This is a genomic window from Pararhizobium sp. A13 (genome assembly GCF_040126305.1).
In the GTDB taxonomy this organism is placed as follows: Bacteria; Pseudomonadota; Alphaproteobacteria; order Rhizobiales; family Rhizobiaceae; genus Pararhizobium.
In genome coordinates, this window is sequence record NZ_CP149510.1 from 2,909,162 (window position 1) to 2,935,153 (window position 25,992).

General features: G+C 59.4%; 27 protein-coding genes. 17 read left to right on the forward strand and 10 right to left on the reverse strand.

Annotated features, from left to right (window positions below; genetic code table 11):
- Window positions 1-29 precede the first annotated feature (29 nt).
- Genes WI754_RS14380 through WI754_RS14390 form a run of 3 tightly spaced genes read left to right on the forward strand, consistent with a single transcriptional unit; the run spans window position 30 to window position 4,021 of the window.
- A complete protein-coding gene (locus tag WI754_RS14380) occupies window positions 30-920 on the forward strand; it encodes an OmpA family protein (RefSeq protein WP_349434116.1) in 891 nt (296 codons plus the stop codon).
- Between the two features lie 3 nt (window positions 921-923).
- The gene (locus WI754_RS14385) at window positions 924-2,465 is read left to right on the forward strand and encodes a caspase family protein (protein ID WP_349434117.1); all 1,542 of its coding nucleotides are present in this window, start codon (window positions 924-926) and stop codon (window positions 2,463-2,465) included.
- Entirely contained in the window at window positions 2,465-4,021 is a 1,557-nt protein-coding gene (locus WI754_RS14390; protein WP_349434119.1) for a caspase family protein, read from the forward strand. The genes WI754_RS14385 and WI754_RS14390 overlap by 1 nt, the downstream gene beginning before the upstream one ends.
- Before the next feature lie 81 nt (window positions 4,022-4,102).
- On the opposite strand, the gene WI754_RS14395 is transcribed toward WI754_RS14390, so the two are convergent.
- The 4 genes from WI754_RS14395 to WI754_RS14410 all read right to left on the reverse strand — a co-directional run bounded on the left by WI754_RS14395 (window position 4,103) and on the right by WI754_RS14410 (window position 8,378).
- Window positions 4,103-4,879, reverse strand: coding sequence for an amino acid ABC transporter ATP-binding protein (locus WI754_RS14395; protein WP_018325183.1), 777 nt, complete (start codon window positions 4,877-4,879; stop codon window positions 4,103-4,105).
- A gap of 19 nt (window positions 4,880-4,898) precedes the next feature.
- Window positions 4,899-6,056: an amino acid ABC transporter permease gene (locus WI754_RS14400; RefSeq protein ID WP_349434120.1), complete on the reverse strand. Its 1,158-nt coding sequence runs from the start codon at window positions 6,054-6,056 to the stop codon at window positions 4,899-4,901.
- A 4-nt stretch (window positions 6,057-6,060) separates the two neighbouring features.
- On the reverse strand, window positions 6,061-7,254 hold the full coding sequence (locus WI754_RS14405; protein ID WP_349434121.1) for an amino acid ABC transporter permease: 1,194 nt from the start codon (window positions 7,252-7,254) through the stop codon (window positions 6,061-6,063).
- A 98-nt stretch (window positions 7,255-7,352) separates the two neighbouring features.
- The gene (locus WI754_RS14410; RefSeq protein ID WP_349434123.1) at window positions 7,353-8,378 is read right to left on the reverse strand and encodes an amino acid ABC transporter substrate-binding protein; all 1,026 of its coding nucleotides are present in this window, start codon (window positions 8,376-8,378) and stop codon (window positions 7,353-7,355) included.
- A 346-nt stretch (window positions 8,379-8,724) separates the two neighbouring features.
- Here WI754_RS14410 and WI754_RS14415 point away from each other — a divergent pair, with 346 nt between their 5' ends.
- Window positions 8,725-9,915, forward strand: coding sequence for a cystathionine beta-lyase (locus WI754_RS14415; protein ID WP_349434125.1), 1,191 nt, complete (start codon window positions 8,725-8,727; stop codon window positions 9,913-9,915).
- Between the two features lie 3 nt (window positions 9,916-9,918).
- Here WI754_RS14415 and WI754_RS14420 read toward each other — a convergent pair whose 3' ends face one another.
- A complete protein-coding gene (locus WI754_RS14420; protein ID WP_349434127.1) occupies window positions 9,919-11,079 on the reverse strand; it encodes an FAD-dependent monooxygenase in 1,161 nt (386 codons plus the stop codon).
- A gap of 24 nt (window positions 11,080-11,103) precedes the next feature.
- Window positions 11,104-11,349, reverse strand: coding sequence for a zinc-finger domain-containing protein (locus tag WI754_RS14425; RefSeq protein ID WP_349434128.1), 246 nt, complete (start codon window positions 11,347-11,349; stop codon window positions 11,104-11,106).
- 171 nt (window positions 11,350-11,520) lie between these two features.
- On the opposite strand from WI754_RS14425, the gene WI754_RS14430 reads away from it, so the two are divergent.
- The 8 genes from WI754_RS14430 (at window position 11,521) to WI754_RS14465 (ending at window position 18,441) form a co-directional block, all read left to right on the forward strand.
- A complete protein-coding gene (locus WI754_RS14430) occupies window positions 11,521-12,306 on the forward strand; it encodes an alpha/beta hydrolase (RefSeq protein WP_349434129.1) in 786 nt (261 codons plus the stop codon).
- 102 nt (window positions 12,307-12,408) lie between these two features.
- Window positions 12,409-13,236, forward strand: coding sequence for a serine O-acetyltransferase (cysE, locus tag WI754_RS14435; protein WP_349434131.1), 828 nt, complete (start codon window positions 12,409-12,411; stop codon window positions 13,234-13,236).
- A gap of 101 nt (window positions 13,237-13,337) precedes the next feature.
- A complete protein-coding gene (locus WI754_RS14440) occupies window positions 13,338-13,541 on the forward strand; it encodes a DUF3126 family protein (protein ID WP_018325192.1) in 204 nt (67 codons plus the stop codon).
- Between the two features lie 245 nt (window positions 13,542-13,786).
- On the forward strand, window positions 13,787-14,146 hold the full coding sequence (locus WI754_RS14445) for a phasin family protein (protein WP_349434132.1): 360 nt from the start codon (window positions 13,787-13,789) through the stop codon (window positions 14,144-14,146).
- Between the two features lie 250 nt (window positions 14,147-14,396).
- Window positions 14,397-14,750 (forward strand): ATP-dependent Clp protease adapter ClpS, encoded by a 354-nt coding sequence (gene clpS, locus WI754_RS14450; RefSeq protein WP_018325194.1) that lies wholly within the window; start codon window positions 14,397-14,399, stop codon window positions 14,748-14,750.
- 9 nt (window positions 14,751-14,759) lie between these two features.
- Window positions 14,760-17,282, forward strand: a complete 2,523-nt coding sequence (gene clpA / locus WI754_RS14455; protein WP_349434133.1) for an ATP-dependent Clp protease ATP-binding subunit ClpA — start codon at window positions 14,760-14,762, stop codon at window positions 17,280-17,282.
- An 80-nt stretch (window positions 17,283-17,362) separates the two neighbouring features.
- Window positions 17,363-18,100, forward strand: coding sequence for an AzlC family ABC transporter permease (locus tag WI754_RS14460; protein WP_349434135.1), 738 nt, complete (start codon window positions 17,363-17,365; stop codon window positions 18,098-18,100).
- Window positions 18,097-18,441, forward strand: a complete 345-nt coding sequence (locus WI754_RS14465) for an AzlD domain-containing protein (RefSeq protein ID WP_349434136.1) — start codon at window positions 18,097-18,099, stop codon at window positions 18,439-18,441. The genes WI754_RS14460 and WI754_RS14465 overlap by 4 nt, the downstream gene beginning before the upstream one ends.
- A gap of 6 nt (window positions 18,442-18,447) precedes the next feature.
- Here WI754_RS14465 and WI754_RS14470 read toward each other — a convergent pair whose 3' ends face one another.
- Genes WI754_RS14470 through WI754_RS14485 form a run of 4 tightly spaced genes read right to left on the reverse strand, consistent with a single transcriptional unit; the run spans window position 18,448 to window position 21,327 of the window.
- Window positions 18,448-18,879 (reverse strand): HIT family protein, encoded by a 432-nt coding sequence (locus tag WI754_RS14470; RefSeq protein WP_349434138.1) that lies wholly within the window; start codon window positions 18,877-18,879, stop codon window positions 18,448-18,450.
- Between the two features lie 43 nt (window positions 18,880-18,922).
- A complete protein-coding gene (locus WI754_RS14475; RefSeq protein ID WP_349434139.1) occupies window positions 18,923-20,116 on the reverse strand; it encodes a GNAT family N-acetyltransferase in 1,194 nt (397 codons plus the stop codon).
- 3 nt (window positions 20,117-20,119) lie between these two features.
- The gene (locus WI754_RS14480) at window positions 20,120-20,845 is read right to left on the reverse strand and encodes a glycerophosphodiester phosphodiesterase (protein ID WP_349434141.1); all 726 of its coding nucleotides are present in this window, start codon (window positions 20,843-20,845) and stop codon (window positions 20,120-20,122) included.
- A 14-nt stretch (window positions 20,846-20,859) separates the two neighbouring features.
- Window positions 20,860-21,327: a RidA family protein gene (locus WI754_RS14485; RefSeq protein WP_349434142.1), complete on the reverse strand. Its 468-nt coding sequence runs from the start codon at window positions 21,325-21,327 to the stop codon at window positions 20,860-20,862.
- A gap of 147 nt (window positions 21,328-21,474) precedes the next feature.
- Here WI754_RS14485 and WI754_RS14490 point away from each other — a divergent pair, with 147 nt between their 5' ends.
- From WI754_RS14490 to frr, 5 genes are all read left to right on the forward strand, one after another.
- The gene (locus WI754_RS14490; protein ID WP_349434144.1) at window positions 21,475-22,302 is read left to right on the forward strand and encodes a cell envelope integrity EipB family protein; all 828 of its coding nucleotides are present in this window, start codon (window positions 21,475-21,477) and stop codon (window positions 22,300-22,302) included.
- Between the two features lie 193 nt (window positions 22,303-22,495).
- Window positions 22,496-23,272, forward strand: a complete 777-nt coding sequence (rpsB, locus tag WI754_RS14495; protein ID WP_349434146.1) for a 30S ribosomal protein S2 — start codon at window positions 22,496-22,498, stop codon at window positions 23,270-23,272.
- 256 nt (window positions 23,273-23,528) lie between these two features.
- The gene (tsf, locus tag WI754_RS14500) at window positions 23,529-24,452 is read left to right on the forward strand and encodes a translation elongation factor Ts (RefSeq protein WP_349434148.1); all 924 of its coding nucleotides are present in this window, start codon (window positions 23,529-23,531) and stop codon (window positions 24,450-24,452) included.
- A gap of 193 nt (window positions 24,453-24,645) precedes the next feature.
- A complete protein-coding gene (pyrH, locus tag WI754_RS14505; protein WP_349434149.1) occupies window positions 24,646-25,368 on the forward strand; it encodes a UMP kinase in 723 nt (240 codons plus the stop codon).
- Window positions 25,369-25,421: 53 nt separating this feature from the next.
- A complete protein-coding gene (gene frr, locus WI754_RS14510) occupies window positions 25,422-25,982 on the forward strand; it encodes a ribosome recycling factor (RefSeq protein WP_349434150.1) in 561 nt (186 codons plus the stop codon).
- Window positions 25,983-25,992: the final 10 nt, after the last annotated feature.

Genomic DNA, 25,992 nt, shown 5'->3' on the forward strand with positions numbered 1-25,992 from the left:
CAACAGCATGGAATGGCATGGAGAACACGATGAGGATGCTGATTGTCACATCTCTGCTGGCCTTGTTTTCCGCTGGCCCCGCTTCGGCGGCATGCGATGCATTGGCACAGGTTGCCGATGCGACCAATGCAGGAGACGAGGCGCGAGCCAAGCAGATCGCTGGCGGCCAGACGCCGGGCTGCACGGCGGATGACAAGGCGATGATCAGCCGCGTGGCAGCGCTCGCGTCGTTCAACCGGATCGTCGGCGCCGTCGGGCAGGGCGCCAATCTGGCTGATTTCGAGCCGGAACTCGAAACGATCCGCACGAGCAATGCGGCACCCTGGCAGGTCTTCGACGCGCTGGGCGACATCAATCGCGACCGCCGGGACTATGAGGCCGCAGCGCGTTATTACCAGCTGGCGCTGGAGGACGCGTCGAACGAGGTGCTGACGCCCGGCTGGATGGCCCCGGACGCAAAATACATTGCCCGGCTCGATCGTATGGCGACCGAAATGCGACTGGCGGCGCCGCGGCCCGTGAAACTTGCTATGCGCGGTGCCTGCAAGATCAGTTATCGCGGCGTTTCGCTGAAGAAGAAATCGACACCGGTGCGCTACGTTTTCGGCACCGCAGAATTCACGCCGGAGGGGCTGGAATCGGCCAAGGACCTTTCCGAATGCCTCAAATCCGTGAAGCCGAAGGCGATTACGCTGATCGGTCATACGGACCCTATTGGAGGTGCCGAGGCCAACCGCGCGCTGTCACTGGAGCGTGCCGAGGCGTTGGGGCAATATCTCGCCGCCGAAGGCTATGCCGGAGAATGGAAAACGGTGGGCAAGGGCGAGGACGAGCCCTTCAAGGCGGACGATGCCAGCGCCTATGACGAGGAGACGTTGAACCAGATGCACCGGCGCGTCGAAGTCGATGTGGAGAACTGAGTGATGCTGCGTGGTTTGCTTCTTTCCCTCCTTATCTCCGCTGCGCCGCTCAGTGCCGCTTCGGCGAAAACCTATGCCCTGGTGGTCGGCGTCGATGCCTATCCCTATGAGGTGAGCCTTGATGGCGCGGTGAAGGATGCGACCGACGTCGAAGGCGCATTGCGGCGAGCCGGCACTGACGAGATGGCGACCTTTTTCGATGCGGCCGCGCGCAAGGACGATATTCGAGCTGCATGGACGGGCTTTGTCGACGCCGCTGGTGAGGGCGATACGATCATCTTCACCTATGCCGGCCACGGCGCGCAGATGCCGGAGCTCGTTGCCGGCGATGAGGCGGATGGCCTCGATGAATTTCTGCAGCTGCCCGGCTTTGACCGCAATCGTGCCGAGGAGACCGATCACGAGATCATCGTCGACAACGAGCTGAATGCCTGGTTTTCCGAAGCCGAGGCCAGGGGCGTGCATGTGCTATTCGTGTCCGACAGCTGCCATTCCGGCGGTATGAGCCGCGCCTTTTCCGGAAAGACGCGACTTGCCCAGGCGGTCACCGTCAAACTGCCGCCACCCTCTGAGGAAGCGGTTTCGGGAGCGCGGATCAAGGAAGCTCAATTCCGCCAGGTGACGGTGCTTGCTGCCTCGCTGGAAAGCCAGCCTTCGCCCGAAGTGATCATCGGCGGCGAAGCGCGCGGAGCCCTGAGCTGGAGTTTTGCCCGCGCGGTCGAGGGATCGGCGGATCGGAACCAGGATGGCCGTATCTCCCGGGTTGAACTGGAGGATTATGTCTTTGCCAATGTGAAGCACCAGTCCGAGGCCTTGCAGATCCCGAACTTCACGCCACAGGTGCCGCGCTCTGAGGACGAGGTGGTCATGCCGCTTACCCGCAGCGTAGCAGCAGCTGCCGATCCAAGTGCTCAGAAAACGAAAACTCATAAGCCTGTGAGAGAAACGGGCTGGGACGGTAAGCTGGCGCTGACGGTAAGCGGCTCGCAGATGGTCCCGGAAAATACCGGCGGCAGCGGCGTGCCCTACCGCTGGGATGCGGCGAGTGGCGTCTTCTATACGCCGAATGGGGACGTGGCCGGTGAGAACATCAACGAAGGCAATGTCCAGGTCGTCGTCAACAAGTTCATTCTGCTCGATTTTCTGAAAGCGATGGCGAGCCAGAACCCCGGCACGGTATCGTTGACGCCGCAAAAGGATATTTACGCGGCCGGTGACCGGTTGGCGTTCGACGCACCCGCCTCCGGATACAAGAACATGATCGTCTTCAACCTCGCCAATACCGGCGAAGTGCAATTGCTGGACGTGCAGGCGGAGGGGACTGAAAGCCACGAGTTCAAGCTGTCCGACTTGCAGGTCGTCGAACCTTTCGGCGCCGATCACCTCATCGTCCTTTCAACCAATGAGCCGATCGACGCCATTGGCGCTGCGCTGGCGAGCAAGAATGTCGATGCCTCGACGCTGCTGCAACTGCTCACGACGCGGATTGATGGTACCGATACGAGCGTCGCGATCCAGCCGCTCTATACCCGGGAAAAACTCTGATGGCCGCGCTACGAACTGTCGCAGGATTGCTCGGTGCATCATTGCTATTGGCGCAGTCGCCGGCGGCAAAGGCGGAGGATCGGGCGCTGCTGGTCGGCATCGGTACCTACGAAAACCTGCCGGAGGATATGTTCCTGCATGGGCCGAAGAACGACGTGAAGGCGATCGAGGCGCTGTTGACCGGCACGCTCTCCTTCAAGCCGGAAGCCATCCGCGTGTTGACCGACGACAAGGCCAGCCGCGAGGCGATCCTGTCCTCGGTCAATGATTGGCTGATTGCCGCAACAGCACCCGGCGACCGGATTTTTTTCTACTTTTCCGGGCATGGCCTGCAGGTGAAGGACGCCACCAAGGATGAAGAGGACGGGATGGACGAGGCGCTGTCCACCTACGACATCAAGGCCGGCGAAGTGGACTGGACGAATGTCATCCTCGACGACGATCTCGAGGCGCTGCTGGAAAAGATGAAGGGCAGGGCGGTTACGCTGGTGATTGACGCTTGCCATTCCGGCACCATCTCCCGCTCCCTGTCGGCCGAGCAGCTTTCGGGCATGAGCGGCGCGCGCTACCTGCCGCGTCCTTCCGCTAACCCATTGAAGAACAAGGTGACACGCGGCCTGCGGATCGATCTGGGTGTCGTCGACAAGCCGGCGGAACTGACGGCCGGCGGCGTCACCGCCTGGAGCGCGGCCGCCCCCTACCAGGTTGCCTGGGACGATGTGCGGTTGCCGATCGAAGACCGTCACGGCGTCTTTACGTCGGCTTACGTAGCCGGCTACAAACCTTCGGAATCGGATGGAAACGCCAACGGTCTGGTCAGCAATGCCGAGCTCTTCCAGTATGTGACGACAAAGTCCAAGGAATATTGTTCGGCCCAGGAAAACTGCGACAACCTCGATCCACAGTTGGAGAGCGTGCCCGATGCGCTCGGCACGAGTGTTGCCAAGCCGGAACCCTACAAGACGGAACAAACCGCAACGACAACAGACCAGCAACAGGGCAAACCGGAACCGGTTTACCAGCAGGCGAAGGTCGATGCAGGGACAACATCCGCTTACGTCGATGCAAATCCCGTGGCAGCCATAGGCGACATTGTCGGCAAGGCGGATACGGGCGATGTGACGGTGACACTTGATACCGGTCCCGCGCTGAAAAAGGGCCAGCCCTTCAAGATTTCCATCACCAGCAAGTATGACGGCCGTCTGGTGTTGCTCGACGTGAACGGCGAGGGTGTCGCGACGCAGATTTTCCCGAATGAGATGGCGCAGAAAATAACGCCGCTTTCGGCGGGCTCGACACTGACCATCCCGGACGACTATTACGGCTTCGATTTCGAGGCGGATGGCAGCGGCGAGAATATGCTGGTAGCCATTGTCGTCAGCGACGATCTCGATTTGAGGGATGTCGCGCCAGCGGCGCAGGGACTGAATACCGAACTCGACGCGCGAAAAAGGCTGAGCGAGATCGTCGCCAAGCTGCAGAAGACATGGACGGGGGATGCCGAAAATCGCGGTTTGCGATGGTCGCTGGGAACGCTGAAATACACGATAGAATAGGGCCGAATGCCCTCAGAAGCCAGAAAGCCCGCGACGGTCGTCGCGGGCTTTCTGCTATGGCGCTGTTGGAGTGCGACAGATCTAGTGCAGGATCTGGCTGAGGAACAGCTTGGTACGCTCGTGCTGCGGATTGTCGAAGAACTCGGCCGGCGAATTCTGTTCGACGATCTGGCCCTGGTCCATGAAGATCACGCGATTGGCGACCTGGCGGGCGAAACCCATTTCGTGGGTGACGCACAGCATGGTCATGCCTTCTTCGGCGAGACCGACCATGGTGTCGAGCACTTCCTTGATCATTTCCGGGTCGAGCGCCGAGGTCGGCTCATCGAACAACATGACGCGCGGATTCATGCACAGCGAGCGGGCGATCGCCACGCGCTGCTGCTGACCACCGGAGAGCTGGCCCGGATATTTGTTGGCCTGCTCCGGGATCTTGACGCGCTTCAGGAAGTGCATGGCGACTTCTTCCGCCTGCTTCTTCGGCATCTTGCGCACCCAGATCGGCGCCAGCGTGCAATTTTCCAGGATCGTCAGATGCGGGAAGAGGTTGAAGTGCTGGAACACCATGCCGACTTCGCGGCGCACTTCGTCGATCTTCTTCAGGTCGTTGGTGAGCTCGATTCCATCGACGACGATCTTGCCCTTCTGGTGCTCTTCCAGCCGGTTGATGCAACGGATCATCGTCGATTTACCGGAGCCCGACGGGCCTGCAATGACGATGCGCTCGCCGCGCATGACCTTCAGGTTGATGTCGCGCAGAACGTGGAAGTCCCCGTACCACTTGTTCATGCCGACGATTTCAATGGCGACGTCCGTGGACGAGACTGTCAGTTTTGATGCCAGAGCTTCATTTGCCATGACGTTTTCCCCTCAATTGTTATCTTTTGTGGCCCTTGTCGAGCCTTCTTTCCATGAACCCTGAATAGCGTGACATGCCGAAGCAGAAAAGCCAGAAAGTAAAACCGGCGAAGATCAGGCCGGTCAGCGGCGTCACAGGCGAAGCCCAGTTTGCGTCCGAGAAGTTCTGACGAACGATCCCGAGCAGGTCGAACATCGAGATGATGGAGACAAGCGACGTATCCTTGAACATGCCGATGAAGGTGTTGACGATCCCTGGGATAACCAGTTTCAGTGCCTGTGGCAGGATGATGAGACGCATTTTCTGCCAATAACCGAGACCGAGTGAATCGGCTCCTTCGAACTGGCCTTTCGGGATAGCCTGGAGACCACCGCGCACCACTTCGGCCATATAGGCGGAAGCAAAGAACGACACCCCGATCAGGGCACGCAAAAACTTGTCGACGGTCATTCCCGGCGGCATGAACAGAGGCAGCATGACGCTTGCCATGAAAAGCACGGTGATCAGCGGAATGCCGCGAACGATTTCGATGAAGATGGTGCAAATCATTCGGATGACCGGCATTTTCGACCGTCGTCCAAGCGCCAGGATAATTCCGAATGGAAGAGAAACGACGATGCCGACGAAGGATAGGATGAGGGTCACCATCAGGCCGCCCCAGAGCGCCGTCTCGACATATTCCAGCCCGAAAACCCCGCCGATCAGCAGGAAGTAGGAAACCACGGGCAGGACGCCGAAAAGCAGGACTGCGTTGATTCCCTTGTAGGGAATCTTCGGAATCAGCATCGGCACGAGCAGTAGCACGAAGAGGATGCCGACCAGCATCGGTCGCCAGCGCTCATCGACCGGATAGCGGCCATAAATGAACTGGTCGAACTTCGCTCCGACGAACGCCCAGCAGGCGCCGCTCCAGCCTTCCGGCTGCGAACCGCCCTGGGAGACCGTGGCGCAGACGCCGCGGCCTCCGCCCGTCCAGGCGGCGTCGATGAACAGCCAGCGGATTACCGGCGGCAGGAACCAAGCCAGAAGCAGGAGGGCAACGATCGTCAACACCGTGTCCTTCGGCGTGGCGAACAGGTTTTTGCGGAACCAGGCAATCCAGCCTTTTTCAAGCAACGGTGGAGTCGTGGGTGCGATCAGCTCGCTCCGGACGAAGTTGGCTTGTTGCGCGCTCATCGGCTTATCTCTCCACCAGTGCCATCTTGGCGTTGAACCAGTTCATGAACAGCGATGTCGAAAGGCTGAGCGTGAGATAGACGACGAGCCAGATGCTGACGACCTCGACCGACTGACCCGTCTGGTTGAGGATCGTGCCGCCGATGGCGACGAGATCGGCGTAACCGACCGCAATGGCCAGCGACGAGTTTTTCGTCAGGTTGAGATATTGGCTGGTCAGCGGTGGAATGATGATCCGCATCGCCTGCGGCACGACGACCAGGCGAGTGGTCAGGCCTGGCCGAATGCCGAGCGCATGCGCCGCCTCAGACTGGCCATGACTGACGCCGCGGATACCGGCGCGAACGATTTCCGCGATGAAGGCCGCGGTGTAGAATGACAGGGCTAGGAACAGCGACAGGAATTCCGGCCCGACGACCGATCCGCCCGTCAGGTTGAATTTTCCGGCGATCGGAACGTCGAACGAGATCGGCATGCCGGTGACCAGGAAGGTCAGAAGCGGTAGGCCGATCACCGTGCCGAGCACAAACCAAAGGACCGGCGGGCGCTTGCCTGTCTCCATCTGCTTTTTGTTTGCATATCGCGCAAAGACAATGCTCGCTATGACCGCTATGACCAGAGCGTAGAAGGTATACTGCGCACTGCTGTCGAAAACGGGGCGGGGAAAGGCAAGACCGCGATTGTTGACATACATGTTGAGCGGCAGCGCCAGCGATTCACGCGGCTGCGGCAAGACGGCGAGAACGCCGGAATACCAGAAGAAGATGACGAGTAGCGGCGGAATGTTGCGGAAAACCTCTACATAGACCATCGACAGCTTCGCGATCAGCCAGTTCTTCGACAATCGGCCGATGCCGACCAGAAAACCGATGATCGTCGCCGTGAAGATGCCGGTTACGGCGACAAGCAACGTATTGAAGAATCCGACGACCAGCGCACGTCCATAGGTCGAATCGCTAGTGTAGGCGATCAGCGACTGGCCGACGTCGAAGCCCGCGCGTCCGCCCAGAAAACCGTAACCGGAGGCGATATTGGCGCGCTTTAGATTCTCAATGGTGTTTTGAGTGATCCAAATGACGGCGATTGCCAGGACAAGAATCGTGATTGCCTGGTAAAGGTAGCCCCGAACTTTGGGGTCGTTCAGAAATGAGCTTGTTTGCCGGTTTTTGCCGGGCGGAATCGTGACGTCCACTGTCATTCAGAGCCTCTTTATCCCCTATTCGCCCTGTTGCGAGCGATTCTTATTATTGGGAAGAGAAGGCGGCCGGAGCCGCTTTCTCAAGTCGTCAAACCGTCTTAGCGGACCGGCGGTGCGTACTGGATGCCGCCCTTGCTCCACAGGGCGTTCAAGCCGCGCTGGATCTTCAGCGGGCTGCCGCCACCGATGTTGCGCTCAAAGACCTCGCCGTAGTTGCCCACGCCCTTGATGACCTTCACGGCCCAGTCGTTTTCGAGGCCGAGATCGGTACCGATCTTGGTATCGGCTTCAACGCCGAGGAAGCGCTGGATGTCCGGGTTCTGGGACTTCTTCATTTCCTCAACATTGGCCTGGGTGATGCCGAAATCTTCAGCGTTGATCAGGGCGTAGTGCACCCAGCTGACAATGTCGAACCACTGGTCGTCGCCCTGACGAACAGCGGGGCCGAGCGGCTCCTTCGAGATGATCTCGGGCAGAACGATGTGATCGTCCGGCGCCGAAAGGATCAGGCGGGTCGCGTAGAGACCGGACTGGTCTGTCGTGTAGACGTCGCAGCGGCCCGCGTCATAGGCGGCGTTCACCTCATCGAGTTTCTCGAAGACGACCGGATTGTACTGCAGGTTGTTGGTCTTGAAGTAGTCGGCGAGGTTTAGCTCGGTCGTCGTGCCCGTCTGGACGCAGACAGCGGCGCCGGAAAGTTCGAGCGCCGATTTCACGTTGAGGCTCTTGCGGACCATGAAGCCCTGGCCGTCATAGTAGTTGACGGGGCGGAAGTTGAAGCCGAGCGCGGTATCGCGGTTGATGGTCCAGGTCGTGTTGCGGGCAAGCACATCGACTTCGCCCGACTGAAGCGCGGGGAAACGGTCCTTGGCGGAGGTCGGCGTGTATTTCACCTTCGTGACGTCGCCAAAAATGGCAGCGGCGATCGCCTTGCAATAGTCGACGTCGAAGCCAGCCCAGTTGCCCTGCGCGTCCGGCGCCGCGAAGCCTGCAAGCCCGCTGTTGACGCCGCACTGCAGGAAGCCCTTTGCCTTGACGTCGCCAAGCGTCGACGCAGACGCGGCCTGGGCGCCAATCCCCATGACGGCAGCGCCGACAAGCGCTGTCAGAATTCTTTTTGCCATTTTTAGAACCTTTTTCTGTTGTCTTTGTTCTTGTCCACACCCGCTGCTCGCGGTCGAGCGCAAAGCACGGCCCCCGCCACCCTCCTGGCGCGAGTTCTCTATCTCATTCCCAAAACCGCGCAGGGTCAAGACACGTTGCCGTTTTTCTGGGTTACACGCATAGAATCGTTGAGAAAGCCGAGTGTTTGGGCAGTTTTTAGCTGTTGAAAGCAGTTTTTTGTATAAAAAACCGCCAGAATCGAAATTTTCGTCAATTGGATAGCCCGTTGGCCTTGGAGTCTCTTGACCCATCCGGAGAGCGGGCCGACAAGTGCGGCAACACGATAGACCTCAGACGGATTCTCCCATGAACGACAAGAAGAGTTTTCTCGCTGACGCGGGGCCAAACACCCGGCTTGCCCATATCGGCAACGATCCAATGGACTACCATGGCTTTGTAAATCCGCCCGTGGTGCATGCCTCAACTGTGCTGTTTCCCAACGCAAAGACCATGGAGACCCGGGCGCAGAAATACACCTATGGCACGCGCGGGACGCCGACCACGGACGCATTATGCGAGGCGATCGACGAACTGGAAGGCTCGGCCGGCACCATCCTCGTTCCGTCTGGGCTTGCTGCCGTCACGGTTCCGTTCCTGACCTTCCTGTCGCCCGGCGATCATGCGCTGATCGTTGATTCGGTCTATTTCCCGACCCGGCATTTCTGCGACACGATGCTGAAAAGGCTTGGGGTCAGCGTCGAATACTACGATCCGATGATCGGCGCCGGCATCGAAAGCCTGATCAGGCCGAACACCAAGCTCGTGCACACGGAAGCGCCGGGCTCCAACACGTTCGAAATGCAGGATATCAGCGCGATTGCGGCCGTCGCCCATCGTCATGGCTGCGTCGTGACCATGGACAACACGTGGGCGACGCCACTTTATTTCAAGCCGCTCGACCACGGCGTCGATATCTCGATCCATGCGTCGACCAAATATCCTTCCGGTCATTCCGATATCCTGCTTGGCACCGTATCGGCCAATGCCGCCCATTGGGAGCAGCTCAAGGAAGCCAATATCACGCTCGGCATCTGCGCCTCTCCTGATGACAGCTACCAGATCCTGCGCGGCCTGCGCACCATGGGTGTTCGTCTCGACAGGCATCAGGAAAGCGCGCTGAACATCGCCCGCTGGCTCGAAGAGCGCGAGGACGTTGCGCGCGTTCTGCATCCGGCGCTGCCGAGTTTCCCGGGTCACGAACTCTGGGAGCGGGATTTTACCGGCTCCAGCGGTATCTTCTCCTTCGTCCTCAAGGCCGGGAGCCAGGAGCGGTTCAAGCCGAAGGCGCATGCCTTCCTCGACGCCCTGTCACTGTTCGGGCTTGGTTATTCCTGGGGCGGCTTCGAAAGCCTTGCTCTCCATGTCGGACTTTCCGACCGCAAGATCTGCACGGCGCCGAGCGAAGGCCCGGTTCTTCGGCTGCAGATCGGGCTGGAGGATGTGGCGGACATCCGCAAGGATATCGAGGCTGGTCTCGCAGCGGCAAAAGCCGTCTGATCTTCAGTCGCATGGCTCGTAGCCATAGAGCCAGTCGAAATCGGCGGCCAGGCTTTCCGGCCGCCGTATCGACAGAACCAGATCACGCCCGAGCCTGACCGGACCGCGGGCGTGATAGGCGAAGCGATTGAACGTGCCACGCGAACGCACCCGGGCTATACGGCGCTTCCGGTGATCGGCGAAAGCGGCGAGGGGCTGTCCCCCTTTGACAAAGGTTGCAAGCTCGAAGGCGTCTTCGATGGCCATCGCAGCGCCTTGGGCGGCAAACGGCATCATCGCATGGGCAGCATCACCGATCAGAACGGTTTCCTCGCCTTGATGCCAGACACCCTCGCTGACCTCGTAAAGCGGCCAGATCGTCGGCTGTGTCGCATTCCGCAGCATGTCGACAATCTCGGGATGCCAGCCGGAAAAAGCGGCCAGCAGCTGTTTTCGCGCCTCGCCATGGGGCAGGGTGCGATCCGGCGTTTCCTTCGGATCGTGTCCGCCGGCGATCGCAACCACATTGAAGCTGCGTAGCCGTGGCAAGGGATAGATGACGAGGTGCGCACCTCCGGCGAGAAACGCGGATACTTTCCTTGCATCGAACATGGCGGGTGCACGTGCCTCATCGAGCGTCAACCGCCAGGCGACGTTTCCGGAAAACTGTGCTTTTCCAGCCCCCTGGATGCGGTTCCTAACCTTGGACCAGACGCCGTCGGCGCCGACAACGAGGCCGGGTTCTTTGCCTATGACTCCTGTCAGAGAATCGCGTGATGCGTCATCGATCCGCGCGCCGAGATGCAGGCGGCACAATGGCTCGGCTTCGACAGCGGCAAGCAGAACCTTCTGAAGGTCGGCCCTATGCAGGACGCCGTAGGGGGATTTCCAGCGGTCCCGTGCGAAGGGTCCTGACGGGACAGAAGCGATCGGACGAAGAGAGGACCCGCTGACAAGGCAGATTGCTGCCGGTTCGCTCCAGACCTGTTCCAGCTGCAGGGCGAGACCGAGTTTCGCTAGAACGCGGGTGGCGTTGGGGGAGAGTTGCAATCCGGCGCCCGTTTCGCTCAGGACCGAAGTCTGCTCGAGGACATCGCTGGCGATGCCCTTGCGCGCAAAACACAAGGCTGCCGTGAGACCTGCGATGCCGGCTCCGACGATCGCGACAGGCTCGCATTGTGTCATGGACGAAACTTTCGCCGGGTGGGCTCAGGCGGCCTTCGCATTGAAGGTGCAGCCGTCCGGCACCGTCTGGTCCGCGTGAAGCCTGGAATTGTAGCGATAGAGCGTCGAACAGTAGGAGCAGACCTTCTCGTTGTCGTCGCCCATGTCGATATAGATGTGAGGATGGTCAAAGGGCGCGGAGGCGCCTGTGCACATGAATTCCTTCACGCCGATCTCGATTACTGCGTGGCCGCCGTCGTTCTGAAAGTGAGGGATACCGTGCCCGGCCATGTCGTGCTCCACTTGCGTCGTCTGGAAGAATAGTCGAATTCGGCGGCACCATAGAAAGCTTTGCGCAAAAAGTGTAGCGGCAAAGATGCCGCGGCCGCGCGTTTTTTGCCGTGCCGGGGGTTTTCCCCATCGAGCCGCTATCATAGGTTCGGCGAAAAACAGGACGTTCCCATGGATTTGAATCCCCCGCCTTTTTCGACATTTTCCCATGACGGGCTGACGATTGCCTATTTCGACGAGGGCGACCCGTCGGGCGATCCGATCCTGTTGATCCACGGTTTCGCGTCCAGCGCCAATGTGAACTGGGTCTTTCCGGGTTGGCTGAAGACGCTCGGCGATGCCGGATATCGGGTGATCGCACTCGACAATCGCGGCCATGGCGCCAGCGACAAGCCCCATGATCCGACCGTCTACCATCCACCGGCAATGGCCGGCGATGCGATCGCGCTTCTCGACCATCTCGGCATCGCCGAGGCGCACGTGATGGGCTACTCCATGGGCGCCCGCATCTCCGCCTTTCTGACGCTCGCCAATCCCCATCGTGTCCGCTCCCTCATACTCGGCGGTCTCGGTATCGGCATGGTGACCGGGGTCGGAGAATGGGATCCGATCGCCGACGCTCTCACTGCGCCGTCCCTCGATGCGGTGACCCATGATCGCGGCCGTATGTTCCGCGCCTTTGCCGACCAGACGAAAAGCGACCGCCAGGCACTTGCGGCCTGCATCTCGACCTCCCGCGACCTTCTTTCCGTCGAGGACGTGGGGCGGATCGACGTGCCGGTGCTCGTTGCCGTGGGCACGAAAGACGATATCGCCGGCTCGCCGCAAGAGCTTGCGACGCTCATACCGCACGCGCTGGCCCTGGATATTCCCGGCCGGGATCACATGCTTGCCGTCGGCGACCGGGTCTTCAAGAAGGCCGCGCTCGAGTTTTTGGCGAGGGTCGGGCAGGTGTGAAGCATCCGGAGCGTTTTAGCGCTCATTTTCGGAGCAGCCATTTATATCCGGTTCGATTTGGCCTATATCTGGTCGGACGACGGACTACGAAGGAGAGCGGCGATGGTCGCCAGAACTGACATACGCCCGACCGAGACCGTGAAGATCATGGACCCGATCTGGGACAGCCTGCAGGAGGAGGCGCGCGCCGCCGCCCAGCAGGATCCGTTGCTTGCGGCATTTCTCTATTCGACCATCATCAACCAGCATTCCCTGGAAGACAGCGTCATCTATCGCATCTGCGAGCGCCTCGATCACCCCGATCTCCAGGCCAACCTTCTGCGCCAGACCTTCGCCGAGATGCTGGAGGACTGGCCGGAATGGGGCGCCATCCTGCGCGTCGATATCCAGGCTGTCTACGACCGTGACCCGGCCTGCACGCGGTTCCTGGAGGCAATCCTCTATTTCAAGGGCTTCCATGCAATCCAGACCCACCGGCTGGCGCACTGGCTGCTGAACCGCGGCCGCCGCGATTTCGCCCTCTACCTGCAAAGCCGGTCGTCCTCGGTCTTCCAAACGGACATCAATCCGGCGGCGCGCATCGGCAAGGGCATCTTCCTCGATCACGCAACGGGCCTTGTGGTCGGCGAGACGGCGGTGGTCGGTGACAATGTCTCGATCCTGCATGGCGTCACGCTTGGTGGCACTGGCAAAGAGGGCAGCGATCGACATCCGAAGATCGGCAATGGCGTGCTGATCGGCGCCGGTGCCAAAATCCTCGGCAATATTCACATCGGCAATTGCTCGCGTGTCGCAGCAGGCTCCGTCGTGCTCAAGGAGGTTCCGGCGAAAACCACTGTAGCCGGTGTTCCGGCGCGCGTCGTCGGAGAAGCAGGCTGCTCCGAGCCGTCGCGCTCCATGGACCAGTTGCTCGTTTCCTTCGAGATCTGATTTGCAGCGATTTGTCGGCTGGCGGGGGAGACAAGGGGTTTACACCGCTTGAGGCCCCGTGCAAGAAGCGGCGCAAATCAAACCCGCCATGGAGAAAAGACTTGAAGCCCGAAGAAATCAGAAAGCTCGAAGCCTATTTCAAGCGCACTTTCAACCAGTCGATGGTCATCAAGGCGCGTCCGAAGAAGGACGAGTCGGCCGAAGTTTACCTCGGCGATGAGTTTCTGGGCGTTGTCTTCCGCGATGAGGAAGACGGCGAGCTGTCCTACAATTTTTCGATGGCCATTCTCGACATCGACCTCTAATCGCTCGTTACAGTTGAGTTCATCCTTTTTGACCCGGCCCTAATGTTCAGGCCGGGTTTTTTCGTAAAGTCATACTTTGGTTTATTCTTTTATTTATTTTTCCGCAGAAAGTGCTCCATTTTCGCTGTTTTTCATCAAGCTGTTGCAATGACAGTGTTTTATTGCGCTGCACGTATACATTGACTTTATTGTGCAGTGCACATAAAGTGGTATCGTTGCAAGGCGTCAAAAAGAGGAGCAGCCTGATGTTCAATTTCGAAGATGCAAACAAGAAAAGCAAAGAAACGATGGATACGATTTTGAAGAGCTATGCAGCGTTGACAAAGGCTTTTCAGGCGATCGCCACCGAAGCCGCAGACTATTCGAAGAAGGCGTTTGAAGACAGCGTTGCTCACATCGAAAAGATCAGCACCGTCAAGAGCGTCGAAGCTGCTTTCGAGCTGCAGACCAGCTACGTCAAGTCTGCTTATGAAGGCTATATCGCCGAAGCCACGAAAATCGGCGAAATGTACGCCGATCTCGCCAAGGACGCCTACAAGCCGTACGAAGCACCGGTCGCCAAGGCCACGGCTGCCGTCAAGTCGGCTACCGCTGCCGCTGCGTAAGGCTTCCGCGTCACAAATCTATTGCTGAAAAACCGGCCGCGCATCCCGCGGCCGGTTTTTTGTTGTCTGCATGGGATCTCAACGATTGGCAGTCCAAGAAAGTTGGTCAATCTTGTGCTCCATGACGCAAATATGATTGCAGTGCAGGAGAACAGCCTTAAAATCCGGAAAAGAACCACTAGATTATGTGTCACGAACAGGCTGTGAATACCTCCCAAGCATTTGCGGCCGGACAAGGGAATGAAGTAGAATGATCGCCATGCCGGTCTGGATGCAAAAAGACAGCGACGGGGATGGGGGCAATGCCAATCGCGGCACGTCCGTCATCACTCGGACAAAGCCGAAGACCAAGAAGCCGAGCCTGTACCGCGTACTGCTTTTGAACGACGACTACACGCCCATGGAATTTGTGATCCATATTCTGGAGCGGTTTTTCCAGAAGGATCGCGAGGCGGCAACACTGATCATGCTGCACGTTCACAATCACGGCGTGGGTGAATGCGGTGTATTCACCTACGAAGTTGCCGAAACCAAAGTGACGCAAGTGATGGATTTCGCCCGCCAGCATCAGCACCCGCTGCAATGCGTCATGGAAAAGAAATGAGGAACTGACGTGCCAACATTTTCAACCAGCCTTGAAAAGGCGCTGCACCAGGCTCTGACGCTGGCCAATGAGCGCCATCACGAATATGCCACGCTGGAGCATCTGCTGCTGGCACTGATCGACGATGCCGATGCGTCGGCGGTCATGGGCGCGTGCAACGTCAATCTCGACAGCCTTCGCAAGACCGTGTCCGACTATGTCGACAATGAACTCGGCAACCTGGTCACGGGTTACGACGAGGACTCCAAACCGACGGCGGGCTTTCAGCGCGTTATCCAGCGGGCAGTCATTCACGTTCAATCGTCGGGTCGCGAGGAGGTGACGGGGGCCAACGTGCTCGTTGCCATCTTCGCCGAACGCGAGAGCCATGCTGCCTATTTCCTGCAGGAGCAGGAAATGACCCGCTACGACGCGGTCAATTTCATCTCGCACGGCATCGGCAAGCGGCCCGGCTCGTCAGAGACACGTACCCCGCGCGGCGCCGACGAGTCGGAATCCGAACAGAAACCTTCGCGCGAGCAGGACGAGGGCGGCCCTAAGAAGCAGCAGGATGCGCTGACCGCCTATTGTATCAACCTCAATGAGAAGGCCAAGGGCGGCAAGATCGACCCGCTGATCGGTCGCCACTCGGAGGTCAATCGCACGATCCAGATCTTGTGCCGCCGTTCGAAGAACAACCCGCTCTACGTCGGCGATCCCGGCGTCGGCAAGACGGCGATCGCCGAAGGGCTCGCCAAGCGCATCGTCGAGAAGAAGGTGCCGGAAGCGTTGCAGGACGCGACGATCTTCTCGCTCGACATGGGCACGCTCTTGGCTGGCACGCGCTATCGCGGCGACTTCGAAGAGCGCCTGAAGCAGGTCGTCAAGGAACTGGAAGACTATCCGGGCGCTGTCCTGTTCATCGACGAGATTCACACGGTGATCGGCGCCGGGGCGACCTCGGGCGGCGCCATGGATGCGTCCAACCTGTTGAAGCCGGCTCTGTCCTCCGGGGCGATCCGCTGCATCGGCTCGACCACCTACAAGGAATATCGCCAGTTCTTCGAGAAGGACCGGGCACTTGTTCGCCGTTTCCAGAAGATCGACGTCAACGAGCCGACGATCAACGATACCATCGAAATCATGAAGGGCCTGAAGCCCTACTTCGAGGATTATCACAAGCTGAAATACTCGAACGAGGCGATCAAGTCTGCCGTCGAGCTTTCGGCCCGCTACATCAACGACCGCAAGCTGCCGGACAAGGCGATCGACGTGATCGACGAGACTGGTGCCGCCCAGATGTTGCTGCCGCAGAACAAGCGGCGCAAGCTGATCACCGAGAAGGAGATCGAAGCGACGATCGCGACGATGGCCCGTATTCCGCCGAAGACCGTTTCCAAGGATGACGAGACCGTTCTCGCCAATCTGGAAAAGGAACTGCGCTCGGTCGTTTACGGTCAGGACCTGGCGATCGAAGCTTTGGCGTCGGCGATCAAACTGGCGCGCGCCGGCCTTCGTGAACCGAACAAGCCGATCGGCTCCTATGTCTTCTCCGGTCCGACCGGCGTCGGCAAGACGGAAGTCGCCAAGCAGCTCGCAGTCTCGCTCGGCGTCGAACTGATCCGCTTCGACATGTCGGAATACATGGAGCGCCATACGGTCTCGCGCCTGCTTGGAGCGCCTCCCGGCTATGTCGGCTTCGACCAGGGTGGCCTTTTGACCGACAGCATCGACCAGCACCCGCATTCGGTGCTGCTGCTCGACGAAATCGAGAAGGCCCATCCGGATCTGTTCAATATCCTGCTGCAGGTCATGGATCATGGCTCGTTGACGGATCACAACGGCAAGAAGATCGACTTCCGTAACGTCATCCTGATCATGACGACGAATGCCGGCGCGTCCGACATGGCCAAGGCCGCGATCGGCTTCGGTTCCTCGAAGCGCGAAGGCGAGGACGTCGAGGCGCTGAACCGGCTGTTCACGCCGGAATTCCGCAATCGTCTCGATGCGGTGATCCCGTTCGGCTCGCTGCCGACGCCGGTCATCCACCAGGTGGTGCAGAAGTTCGTCATGCAGCTTGAGACGCAGCTTGCCGAACGCAATGTTACCTTCGATCTGCACCAGGATGCGATCGCCTGGCTCGCCGACAAGGGCTATGATGAAAAAATGGGTGCACGGCCACTGGCGCGTGTCATTCAGGAAAGTGTCAAGAAGCCGCTGGCCGACGAAATCCTCTTCGGCAAGCTGAAGAAGGGCGGTGTCGTCAAGGTAACTGTTGGTATCAAGGCCGATGGCACCAAGGGTCTGATCCTCGATTCGGTGCCGGAAACAGCGCGGATCAAGCCGAAAGCCGAGGTCGTCGCACCGGTACGGAAGTCTTCCAAGGCGGCCAAGCCGAAGGAAATGGAAACCGTTGGAGCGGAACCGGACGACGGCGCGAAGCCGAAGAAAGCTGCGAAAGCCGCCGTCAAGACCGAGGAGCCGGCAAGCACCATCGCTGCTGAAGCGCCCCGCAAGGGACGCACGGTACCGAAGGTGCCGCGCAAGAAGTAAGCGCCTCCAACATAGAGACACAGTGCCGGGCGGAATGGTCCGGCACTGTTTTTTTGTGGCATGAACCAACGGATGTTTTAATGGATCGTGGTGAGATGGCCGGCTCTGCGCGGCATTGGTTCCTGACCGGCATGATGGGCATTTTCAGCCTGCCGGCGATCATCCTGATGCTGTCCTTTGTCGGCTTCTGCGCCTTTACCGCGCAGGCCGGCATTCCGGTCGAGCAGGTGGTGTTCATGACCGGCGCCGTTTGGGCGCTGCCCGCCAAGGTCATCCTCGTTACGTCGATCCTCGGTGGCGCCAACGTCTTGACAGCCTTTATAGCGGTAACACTGTCCTCCATCCGGCTGATGCCGATGGTGGCAGCTCTCGTGCCGGAAATCCGCACGGAGAAGACGCCGACCTGGCTTTTGCTGTTCCTCTCGCATTTCGTGGCGATCACCGCCTGGGTGTTTGCGATGGAGCGGGTGCAATCGGTGCCGCGCGAGCGGCGGATCGTCTTTTTTGCCGGGTTCGGCATCACGCTCGTGCTTGCCAACATGGTGCTGGTGGCCGTCGTCTACCGCTTCGTGGCGGAGTTTCCACCGCTTGTCGCCGGTTGCCTATTCTTCCTGACACCCGTCTATTTTCTTGCGTCGATCTGGAGTTCGGCGCGCCATCCGGTGATCTATGTGGCGCTCGCCGTCGGCCTTATCGCCGGTCCGGTCTTCTACTGGCTCGCACCGGAGTTCGACATCCTGCTGGCAGGCGTCGGCGGCGGGACGGCCGCCTGGCTCGCTGAGCGCAGTTGGCGTCAACGCAAGGAGGCGCGCGCATGACCGTGCTTGAAGGCTGGTGGGCTTACGTCTTCATCGCGATCGCAGGCTGGCTCGCGACGGATATCTGGCGCTGGCTGGGTGTCGTGGCGGGCAATCGGCTGCGGGAGGATTCCGAAGCATTGAACTGGGTGAGGGCGGTTGCGACGGCGCTGGTGGCGGCTGTCATCGCAAAGCTCATTCTTTACCCGACCGGCGTGCTTGAACAGTCGCCGCTCTGGCTCCGTCTCGGGGCGGTCGCGGCGGGCGCCGTGGCCTTTTTCATCACGAGACAGAAACCCGCGATCGGCATCGCCACGGCCATCGCGGTCCTGGCCGTGGGATTGTACGCGCTGGGATTCTGAGAAGCCTCAGCCTGCAAGCGCTTCCTTGATTTTCGTAGCATTTGCCGCAAGAACCGCACCATCTTCCATCTTGCCGGAATGCGGCCGCAACGGCACGCCCTCGCGACGAGGAATGACGTGGAAATGCAGGTGGAACACCGATTGACCTGCAGGCGCCTCATTGAACTGCATGATCGTCACGCCGTCGGCATCGAAGGCCGCCTGCGCTGCGATCGCGATTTTCTGGACGATCGCAATCAAGGGACCAAGTGTTGCGGGATCGGCATCGAGAATATTGCGCGATGCCGTCTTCGGGATGACCAGGACGTGGCCTTCCGCCTGTGGCATGACATCCATGATGACGAGGGTGTTGTCGTCTTCGTAGACCTTCTGCGCGGGAATTTCGCCGCGCAGGATCTTGCCGAAGATATTGTTGCTGTCATAGGCGCCGCTGCTCATCTTGAGTCTTTCCTCCTGGTGTCTTGTCAAAAGCGTAGCTTGTTCAGTCGTCCATTTCTTGCCGTGCACCTTTGCGGAACGGGCTGTGATCGGCAAGGATGTCGCCGATCTGCTCGACCTCCCGCCGCTCGCGTTCGAGATAATCCGCGACAGCGCGCTTCAATCCCGGATGTGCAATGAAATGCGCCGAATGGGTCGTCACCGGCAGGTAGCCGCGTGCCAGCTTGTGTTCGCCTTGGGCGCCGGCCTCTACACGCTTCAGCCCCTTTGAAAGCGCGAAATCGATCGCCTGATGATAGCAGACCTCGAAGTGCAGGAAGGGATGGTCTTCGACGGCGCCCCAGTGGCGGCCATAAAGCGCGTCGCTGCCGATGAAATTGATGGCGCCGGCTATATAGCGGCCGTTGCGCTTGGCCATGACCAGCAGGATGTCGTCCGCCATCCGCTCGCCGATCAGCGAATAGAATTTGCGGGTAAGATAGGGGCGGCCCCATTTGCGGCTACCGGTATCCATGTAGAAGGCGAAGAACTGGTCCCAGACGCTTTCGGTCAGATCCCTGCCGATCAGCCAGTCGATGCTGATGCCGTGCTCGAGCGCCGTCCGGCGCTCCTTCTTGAGCGCCTTGCGTTTCCGGGAAGCGAGTGTTTCCAGGAAATCGTTGTGGGATGTGTAGCCGTCGTTGAGGAAATGGAACTGCTGGTCAGTTCGGTGCAGGAAGCCGGCGCTCTCGAATATCGGCATTTCCTCTTCCGGCACGAAGGTCACGTGCGCAGACGACGCCTTGTGACGGCGCGCCAGTTCCTGCAGTCCGGCCGCGAGTGACTCGCGAACTGCGCCCGTATCGGCATCCGTCGCACTCAAAAGCCGCGGACCGGTCGCCGGCGTGAAGGGTACCGAGCATTGCAATTTTGGATAATAGCGTCCGCCGGCCCGCTCAAGCGCATCGGCCCAGCCATGATCGAACACATATTCGCCCTGGCTGTGGTTTTTCAGATAGCAGACGAGGCCGCCTGTGAGGCTGCCGTCACTCGCCTCCATCAACAGGTGCTGGCCAAGCCAGCCGGTATCCGCGGTCGCTGAGCCGGATTCCTCCAGTGCCGAGAGATAGGCATGGGAAATGAATGGATTGTACGGACCGCCGGGCTGTCCTTTGGTGGCCCCGGACAATCCGTCCCATCTGTCCCGCGAAATATCCTGAAAGGAGGTTTCGATGCGGATTTTCACTTCGCCTGTCATTCTCTAAGCAGTGAGCCTTTCCTTTGGATCAAAGCCCTCGAACGTCATCTGATCCGCATGGTTGAACGTGTGATCGGCGCCAGCCCGATCCCTGACAGTCCAGGTCAGAATCGGTCGGCCAAGGGAGCGTTCCTTGGTGATGAACGAATTTGGCAAATCTCCATAGAAATAGGAAATAAAATCAAGACCAAGCTGCATCGCTTCTTCGTGAATGAAGAAGGACTCCGGCTGATTGCCACCCGCCGTCAGTCCCAGCGGGTAGGGTGGGTCGAGGGCCTTGAGATCCTTCAGCAGCCAATGGTCGAAGCTCATCAGGGCAACATGGCCTTCGTAGCCTTCCAACGTCTCCAGCACTGCGTCGGCAAAGCCCTCGTCGTCACCCTTGCGGCCCTTGAGTTCAAGGATCAGCGGCACACGTCCCTTTACCAGCCTCAGAAGTTGGCCGAGCGTCGGCACTTTGTCGGCCGTGCCGCCGATGGCGACCAGTCCAAGTTCGCCGGCGGTCTTTTCGCGGATGTCGCCCTTGATGCCGCACAGGCGCTGCATGTCGTCATCATGGAAAATAACGGGCACGCTGTCTGCCGTGTATTGCAGGTCGCATTCGATGGCGAAGCCGTTTTGCACCGCCCGGGAAAAGGCAGACAGCGTATTTTCCCAGATCGCATGGTTCATGTCGTGATAGCCGCGATGCGCGACCGGTTGCGCCGTGAGCCAGGAGAGGTCTTTCATGGGATGCTGTTCCGTTATGCGATTTCGATGACGGCGTCGATTTCGACGGCAGCATTGAAGGGCAGGGCGGCCATGCCGACGGCTGCGCGGGCATGAATTCCGGCGTCGCCGAGAACCTTGGCGATCAGGTTAGATGCCCCATTCATGACCAGATGCTGTTCGATAAAGGTCGGCTTGGAGGCGATGAAGCCGTTGAGCTTGACGATGCGGCGGATGCGCGAGAGATCGCCGCCAAGTGCTGCCTTGGCCTGGGCGAGAATGTTGATGGCGCAGAGTTCGGCTGCGCGCTGACCTGTCGCAACATCGACACCGTCACCGAGATGTCCGGTGATGGCAACCTTGCCGTTTTCCATCGGCAGTTGGCCGGAGATATAAAGATGCGATCCGCTGATGACGAAGGGAACATAGTTGGCGGCAGGAGCCGCAGCCTGCGGCAAGGTGATTCCCAGTTCCTTGAGACGTGCTTCGATTTCTGCGGACATGGATAACTCCGTTGTGTTTTGTCACCAAATGCTGCATGCAAAGCGTGATTCATGAAGTGATAAAATACCGCTTCGCGATCATCTATGCCTCGCTTTCGCCGGATGTGTTCTTATAGCATTGGCGGCGAGTCCAACAGGAGGAAACGGATGTTTCGTTCAGGCTTTGCCTCTGTCATTCTGGCATGGGCGTGTTTCTCAGGCGTGACGGTCGGCGGCGCTTCGGCAGCTTCCGCCAATATCCTGGTGCCTCACCGTGCCGTGTATGATCTGGAACTGAAAGACGCATCCGAGCGCTCCGGAATTTCTGGAATGTACGGCCGGATGGTCTATGAATTCAACGGCTCCGCCTGCGAGGGGTATACCGTCAGTTTCCGTTTCGTCACCAAGGTCGATACCGGCGACGAAGTCAGGCTGACGGACCAGCAGACGACGACCTACGAGGATCTGAAAAACGGCAATTTCCGCTTCCTGACGCGTTCCTTCACCGACGAGAAACTGGACAAGGAAGTGCGCGGTTCCGCCCACGAGGCCGACCAAGGCGTGAAGGTGGATCTGACCTCGCCGGACAAGCGCCAGGTCGATCTTGCCCAGAGCCTGTTCCCGACCGAACATATGCTGGAGGTCATCGACCGGGCGAAGAAGGGGGAGACGCTGTTCGAATCCCGCATCTTCGACGGCTCCGATTCGGGCGACAAGACGCTGATCACCACGACGATGGTCGGCAAGCAGCGGAACCCGATTGCCGATGACAGCGACGCTGGAAAAGCCGGCGCCATGGCTTCCAAGCCCTATTGGCCGGTCACCATTTCCTATTTCAACGACGACATGGCCGGTGACGCCCTGCCGATCTACCGCATGGAGTTCAAGCTCTATGAAAACGGCATAACCCGCGATCTGACGATGGACTATGGCGACTTCGTGCTGACCGGCAAGCTTGCCGACCTCGAAGTTTTCAAACAGGGCGACTGCAAGTAAGGCCTAACACGCTGCCCTCCGATATTTTATGCCTTCGCCCTTGATTTATCGGGCAACAGGGGGTAAGGCCACCCCATTCCACACGTAAGGTTTGGGACCGTCCGGGAGAAATCCGGGCCGTTCCACCCGGTGGCGCCTTCGAAGAAGGTGCTGTTTGCCTTGCGGAGGTTCAACCGGAAAAGGAGAAAAAGGCATGGCATTGCCTGATTTCAGCATGCGCCAGCTTCTGGAAGCTGGTGTTCACTTCGGTCACCAGACTCATCGCTGGAACCCGAAAATGAAGCCGTACATCTTCGGCGATCGTTCGAACGTTCACATCATCGACCTCGCACAGACCGTGCCGATGCTGTCGCGCGCCCTGCAGGTCGTCAGCGACACGGTTGCCAAGGGCGGCCGCGTTCTGTTCGTCGGCACCAAGCGCCAGGCGTCCGAAATCATTGCTGACGCTGCCAAGCGCTCGGCCCAGTATTACGTCAACGCCCGCTGGCTCGGCGGTATGATGACCAACTGGAAGACGATTTCGAACTCGATCCAGCGCCTGCGCAAGCTCGACGAAATCCTCGCTTCGGAAGCCTCCGGCTTCACCAAGAAGGAGCGTCTGAACCTCGAGCGCGAACGCGAAAAGCTGAACCGCGCTCTCGGTGGTATTCGCGACATGGGCGGCGTACCGGACCTGATGTTCATCATCGACACCAACAAGGAATCGATCGCCATCGACGAGGCCAAGCGCCTTGGCATCCCGGTCGTCGCGATCATCGATTCGAACTGCGACCCGGACCAGATCGATTTCCCGATCCCCGGCAACGACGACGCTTCGCGTGCGATCTCGCTCTATTGCGATCTGATCTCCCGCGCTGCTCTTGACGGTATCGCCCGTCAGCAGAGCTCGTCCGGTCGTGACCTCGGCGCCTCTGCCGAACTGCCGATCGAACCGGCTCTCGAAGAAGCCGCCGAAGCCGCCGAAGCCTGATCGGGCTGGACGGCGGGTCTCCCCGCCGCTCCTCTAGATAAAATCAGGACAAGGCCGTTTACGACTGAAGAAGTGAACGGCCTTGTTCTTTTGCATCGAGCCATCCCCACGGACACTGGTTCTTACGATGCGTATCGTCGGGATGAAGCCTTTCATCACGATGTCACATTCAGGGGTCATGCCCTGCCACATCCTCCTGGTATCGCGCCGGCATTCTGGCTTGCGGACCAGCCGAACAAACGAAGAGGCAAAAAAGATGAGCATTACTGCAGCAATGGTGAAGGAACTGCGCGAAAAGACCGGCGCAGGCATGATGGATTGCAAGAAGGCACTGGCCGAAACCAATGGCGACATGGAAGCCGCGATCGACTGGCTGCGCGCCAAGGGCATCGCCAAGGCCGACAAGAAGTCGGGCCGCACCGCCGCTGAAGGTCTGATTGGCATTTCGAGCGCCGGCACGAAGGCTGTCGTCATCGAAGTCAACTCCGAAACCGACTTCGTTGCCCGCAACGATGCCTTCCAGGACCTGGTTCGCGGCGTCGCCGGCGTTGCCGTTGGCACAGACGGTTCTGTTGAGGCGATTTCCGCTGCCAACTACCCGGCGACCGGCAAGTCCGTTGCTGAAAGCATCACGGATGCAATCGCCACGATTGGCGAAAACATGGCGCTCCGCCGTTCTGCTTTGCTTTCGGTTGAAGATGGTGTTGTCGCCACCTACGTCCACAATTCCGTTGCAGACGGCCTCGGCAAGCTCGGCGTTCTCGTCGCGCTGAAGTCGACCGGCGACAAGGATGCTCTGAACGCCATCGGCCGTCAGGTTGCCATGCACATCGCTGCGACCAACCCGCTGGCCATCCGTTCGACTGAGGTCGACCCGGCCGTTGCCGAGCGCGAGCGCTCGATCTTCATCGAGCAGTCGCGCGCTTCCGGCAAGCCGGACAACATCATTGAAAAGATGGTCGATGGCCGCATGCGCAAGTTCTTCGAAGAAGTTGCACTGCTGTCGCAGGCGTTCGTGATGAACCCAGACCTCACCGTCGAAGCTGCCGTCAAGGAAGCTGAGAAGACCGTTGGTGCGCCGATCGAGGTCACCGGCATGGCCCGTCTTCTTCTCGGCGATGGCGTCGAGAAGGAAGAGACCGACTTTGCCGCTGAAGTGGCAGCCGTCGCCAAGGGTTGATTTCTTCATCCTGATTGGGAAAACCGGAGGGCATCGCGTGACAACGCGGTGCCCTTCGTGTATCCGGCATCATCATCACATTGGCGCAGGCTCCTTCGGAGATCCATCATCCGGGGTGATATCGGCCGCGCGGGGATGAAAGATCAGTTTCAAGCACCATCTCGCATGTGTGCCTTCTTGGACAGGAGTGACGATGTCAGCCGAACCTCTCTTTAAACGCGTATTGCTGAAGGCTTCGGGAGAAGCCCTTATGGGAAACCAGGGGTTTGGCATCGATGTCGCGGTTGCCGATCGGATTGCCTCGGACATTGCCGAAGCGCGCGCGATGGGAGTGGAAGTCGGCGTCGTCGTCGGTGGCGGCAATATTTTTCGCGGTGTCGCGGTGGCGTCCAAGGGCGGCGACCGGGTAACCGGCGACCATATGGGCATGCTGGCGACGGTGATCAACGCGCTGGCTCTGGCGACGTCCTTGCGCAAGCTCGATATCGATACGGTCGTGCTCTCGGCGATTGCCATGCCCGAAATCTGCGAAAGCTTCTCGCAGCGCGCGACGCTCTATCATCTTTCACTTGGCCGCGTCGTGATCTTTGCCGGCGGCACCGGCAATCCGTTCTTCACCACCGATTCTGCGGCGGCCCTGCGCGCTGCGGAAATGGGTGCGGAAGCGATCTTCAAGGGAACGCAAGTTGACGGCATCTATACCGCCGACCCGAAGAAGGATTTGACCGCGACGCGTTTCGACCGCTTGACGCACAGCGAAGTCCTGGAAAAAGGTCTTGCCGTCATGGATGTTGCAGCCGTGGCGCTGGCGCGCGAAAACAGCATTCCAATCATCGTGTTCTCGATCCACGAAAAGGGCGGCTTCGCAGAAATCTTGACCGGCGGCGGTCGCGCCACCATCGTAACAGACAATTGAGCAGTACAGGGCGGCGGTGGCAATGCTGCCGCGACAAAACGGGAGTTTGATCCATGAGTGAAGGTATTGACCTGGGTGATCTGAAGCGTCGCATGGAAGGCGCCATTGCTGCTTTCAAGCACGATATCGCGTCACTGCGCACCGGCCGTGCATCTGCCAATGTGCTCGATCCGGTCATGGTTGAAGCCTATGGTTCGCGCGTTCCGCTGAACCAGGTTGCTAACATCACCGTTCCGGAATCGCGCATGCTCGGTGTGCAAATCTGGGACAGGTCGATGGTCGGCGCTGTCGATCGTGCGATCCGCGAATCGAATCTCGGCCTCAACCCGATCGTCGACGGGCAGAATTTGCGCATCCCTTTGCCTGAGCTGAACGAAGAGCGCCGCAAGTCGCTGGTGAAAGTTGCGCATGACTACAGCGAGAAGGCGAAGATCGCGGTGCGTAACGTTCGTCGCGATGGCATGGACAGCCTGAAAAAAGCCGAAAAGGATGGGGACATCGGTCAAGATGTGAGCCGCAGCCAGTCGGAAAAGGTCCAGAAAATGACCGATGAGGTGATTTCCGACATCGACCGCTTGCTCGCCGACAAGGAAAAGGAAATCATGCAGGTCTAGACTGCCCTTT